3 protein-coding genes are annotated in these 3,442 nt (G+C 71.2%); 1 reads left to right on the top strand and 2 read right to left on the bottom strand.

All coding sequences use genetic code 11. The annotated features are described in order from the left end of the window. Window positions 1-70: 70 nt before the first annotated feature. Window positions 71-1,105, bottom strand: a complete 1,035-nt coding sequence (locus tag ACYVE9_RS19675; RefSeq protein ID WP_461029200.1) for a zinc-binding dehydrogenase — start codon at window positions 1,103-1,105, stop codon at window positions 71-73. A 115-nt stretch (window positions 1,106-1,220) separates the two neighbouring features. Continuing rightward, on the bottom strand, window positions 1,221-1,517 hold the full coding sequence (locus tag ACYVE9_RS19670) for a hypothetical protein (protein ID WP_461029199.1): 297 nt from the start codon (window positions 1,515-1,517) through the stop codon (window positions 1,221-1,223). A gap of 242 nt (window positions 1,518-1,759) precedes the next feature. On the opposite strand from ACYVE9_RS19670, the gene ACYVE9_RS19665 reads away from it, so the two are divergent. Then, on the top strand, window positions 1,760-3,415 hold the full coding sequence (locus ACYVE9_RS19665; RefSeq protein WP_461029198.1) for a catalase: 1,656 nt from the start codon (window positions 1,760-1,762) through the stop codon (window positions 3,413-3,415). The last annotated feature ends 27 nt before the right edge of the window (window positions 3,416-3,442 follow it).

Genomic DNA, 3,442 nt, shown 5'->3' with positions numbered 1-3,442 from the left:
CCGTGCCCCGGGTGCGGGGCACGGCCGCTCGCCGCAGTGCGGTGCGGTGCGCAGCCCGCCAGCCTGGCGGTCAGGCGGAGGCGAGGCTGACGGAGACGTTGCCGCGGTGGACGCCCTTCAGCAGGTCCACCAGTGTCTGCGGCGCCTGCTCGATGCCGCCCTCCACCACGGTCTGCGGGAACACGAACCGGCCCTCGGCCAGCCAGGTGCCGAAGTGCTGGAACCACGCGCCGATCTGCTCGGGGGTGTGGTAACAGGCGAACGGCCGCAGCTCCAGGTGGCGGGTGATCGCCGTCATCAGGTCGAGCCGCGGAAAGGCGTCCCGGGCACCGTTCTGGATCGACAGCGCCCCGCAGAGCGCGAACCTGGCGTGCGGTGCCGCGACCTCCACGGCCGCCTCGAACTGCTCTCCGCCGACGTTGTCGAAGAAGACGTTGACGCCGTCGGGGGCCAGCTTGCGCAGCTGGTCCACGACCGGGCCGTCGTGGTAGTCGAACGCGGCGTCGTAACCGAGTTCCTGGACGAGGTAGTCGACCTTCGCCCGGCTGCCGGCGCTGCCGATCACCCTGGCCGCCCCGCGGCACTTGGCGATCTGGCCGGCGAGCGACCCGACACCGCCCGCGGCGCCCGAGACGAACACCACGTCGCCCTCGCCGACCCGCGCGATGTCCGCCATGCCGTAGTAGGCGGTGGGGCCCTGACCGAGGAAGTAGGAGGAGTTCGGGAAGTACCGGGCGTCCACCTTGTAGAACCCGTCGGCGGGCCCGACCGCGTACTCGCACCAGCCGGTCATCGACTGGACGACGTCACCGACCGCGAGCCGGGGGCTGTTGGAGCGGACGACCGTCCCGGTCTCGCCGCCGCCGACCCGCCCCCCGACCCGGTACGGCGGCAGGGGCAGTTGGCTGTCGGTCCGCATGAGGTCCTGGTACGCGGCGGCGACGCCCAGGTAGTCCATGCGCACGACCACCTCGCCGTCCGCCGGCTCGGGAACCCTCACCTCGGCGACCTCGAAGTGGTCGAGCGTGAGCTCGCCCTCCAGGTGCCGGACCAGCCGCACCTCGCGAGCCGTGCCGGGAACGTCGGGACACACGTCGGCTGTCATGTTCTTCTCCCTGGGTGCGGGACGTGAGAGGCATCTGCCCCGGCAGGGTTCCGCGCGTGCCTCGCACCCGGCTCGTTCCCCGGTCGCGAGCCGATGACGACCGGGGCGGCGGCCGTCAGTCGGGAGTCTCCTGGTCGGCGCGGGAGCTCTCGACCGGGCTCGCCGCCGGTTCGCCGTTCTCCGCGTCGGCGTCGCTGCCCGACTCTCCCTCGTCGATGCCGACGCCCTCCAGCGCCTCGTCGTGCGCGGTGCCGCCTTCCGTCGTGTAGCCCTCCCGGGCGCTCGCGGTGCCCGGGACGGTGCGGTCCTCGACGTCGCTCTCCCCGCCGGAGCTGGCTCCGGGCTCCTCCGGGTCGCGTCCGCGCGCGTGCGGGTCGCGGTGGGTCTCGTCGTGGGTGTGCGGATCGCTCATGGCAACCTCCCGGTCCGGGGGCAGGTGTCGTCCGGCGCCGGCTCGGCCCCGGACGTCGCGGAGTACCCGTGAGCCGCCCGGGAAACCCGGCGTGGGCCGTCCGGGTTCGCCGCCGCCGCGCCTGCATGACGGACGCCGACACGGGTACTGGGCCCGCTCGAGCCGTCGCGCACGCGCGCGACGGGTTCTCTCCATGTCATCCCGGCTCGACCGGGACGTCTACAGTCAAGGAGCGCAGGGCCGTGACAGACGTATCGAGCGCAGGATCCCCCTCGGACGACCGGCCGGTGCTGACCGACCGGCAGGGCCACCCGATCTACGACAACCAGAACCAGCGCACGGTCGGCGCCCGCGGCCCGGCCACGCTGGAGAACTACCACTTCCTCGAGAAGATCAGCCACTTCGACCGCGAGCGCATCCCGGAGCGTGTGGTGCACGCCCGGGGAGTGACGAGCTACGGCTACTTCGAGTCGTACGGGGCCTGGGGCGACGAGCCGATCAGCAGGTACACCAGGGCCAAGCTGTTCCAGGAGCAGGGCAAGCGCACCGACGTCGCGGTGCGCTTCTCGACGGTCATCGGCGGCCGCGACTCCTCCGAGGCGGCCCGCGACCCCCGCGGCTTCGCGGTGAAGTTCTACACCGAGGACGGCAACTGGGACCTGGTCGGCAACAACCTGGGGGTGTTCTTCATCCGGGACGCGGTGAAGTTCCCCGACGTCATCCACGCGCTGAAGCCGGACCCGGTCTCGCACGAGCAGAAGCCGGCCCGCATCTTCGACTTCATGTCGCAGACGCCGGAGTGCATGCACATGCTGGTCAACCTGTTCAGTCCGCGCGGCATCCCGGCGGACTACCGGCACATGCAGGGCTTCGGCGTGAACACCTACAAGTGGGTCAACGCCGAGGGCGACACCGTCCTGGTCAAGTACCACTGGCTGCCGAAGCAGGGCGTGCGCAGCATGACCGAGGAGGACGCCGCGAACGTCCAGGCCGGTGAACTGGGCCACGCCACGAAGGACCTGTACGAGGCGATCAACCGGGGCGACTACCCGGAGTGGGAGCTCGTCGTGCAGATGATGGAGGACGGCGAGCACCCGGAGCTGGACTTCGACCCGCTCGACGACACCAAGACGTGGCCCGAGCAGGACTTCCCGCCCCGCCCGGTGGGCCGGATGGTGCTGGACCGGACGGTGGACAACTACTTCGCCGAGAACGAGCAGATCGCCTTCGGCACCGGTGTCCTGGTCGACGGACTGGACTTCTCCGACGACAAGATGCTCGTCGGCCGGACGTTCAGCTACAGCGACACCCAGCGTTACCGGGTCGGCCCGAACTACCTCCAGCTGCCCGTCAACCACGCCAAGAACGCCGACGTCCGCACCAACCAGCGTGACGGCCAGATGGCGCACCACGTGGACGCGGCCGGGGCCAATCCGGAGGTCAACTACGAGCCGTCGATCACCGGCGGCGTGCGGGAGGGGCAGTACCCCACGCACGACGAGCAGGGCCCGGAGATCCGCGGCCGGCTCACCCGCAAGCGCATCCCCCGGGCCAACGACTACCTCCAGGCGGGCCAGCGGTACCTGCTGATGGAGGACTGGGAGCGCGACGACCTGGTGAAGAACTTCGTCGACCTGATCTCCCAGTGCGACCGGCCGGTGCAGGAGCGCATGGTGTGGCACTTCCTGCTGGTGGAGAACGACCTGGGGCTGCGCGTCGGTGAGGGCCTGGGCATCTCGCCCTCCGACGTCGCCGGCTTGGAGCCGCTGCCCACCCAGGACCTGACGGAGGAGGACCGCAAGCGCCTGGAGAACCTGGGCGACAACCCGCCGCGGGACGTCGCCGGGCTCACCATGACGCACTGCGTGCCCGACGAGCGCCACGTCGTCAGCCGCTGACCCGCGGGCCCGCCACCGGGCCCGCCG

It is taken from the genome of Streptomyces sparsus (assembly GCF_054776295.1).
This window is presented reverse-complemented; position numbering and strand designations above follow the sequence as displayed.

Coding starts and splice junctions, on each gene's coding strand:
- ACYVE9_RS19675 (WP_461029200.1), bottom strand. CDS start 1,105: ATGACAGCCGACGTGTGTCCCGACGTTCCCGGCACGGCTCGCGAGGTG.
- ACYVE9_RS19670 (WP_461029199.1), bottom strand. CDS start 1,517: ATGAGCGATCCGCACACCCACGACGAGACCCACCGCGACCCGCACGCG.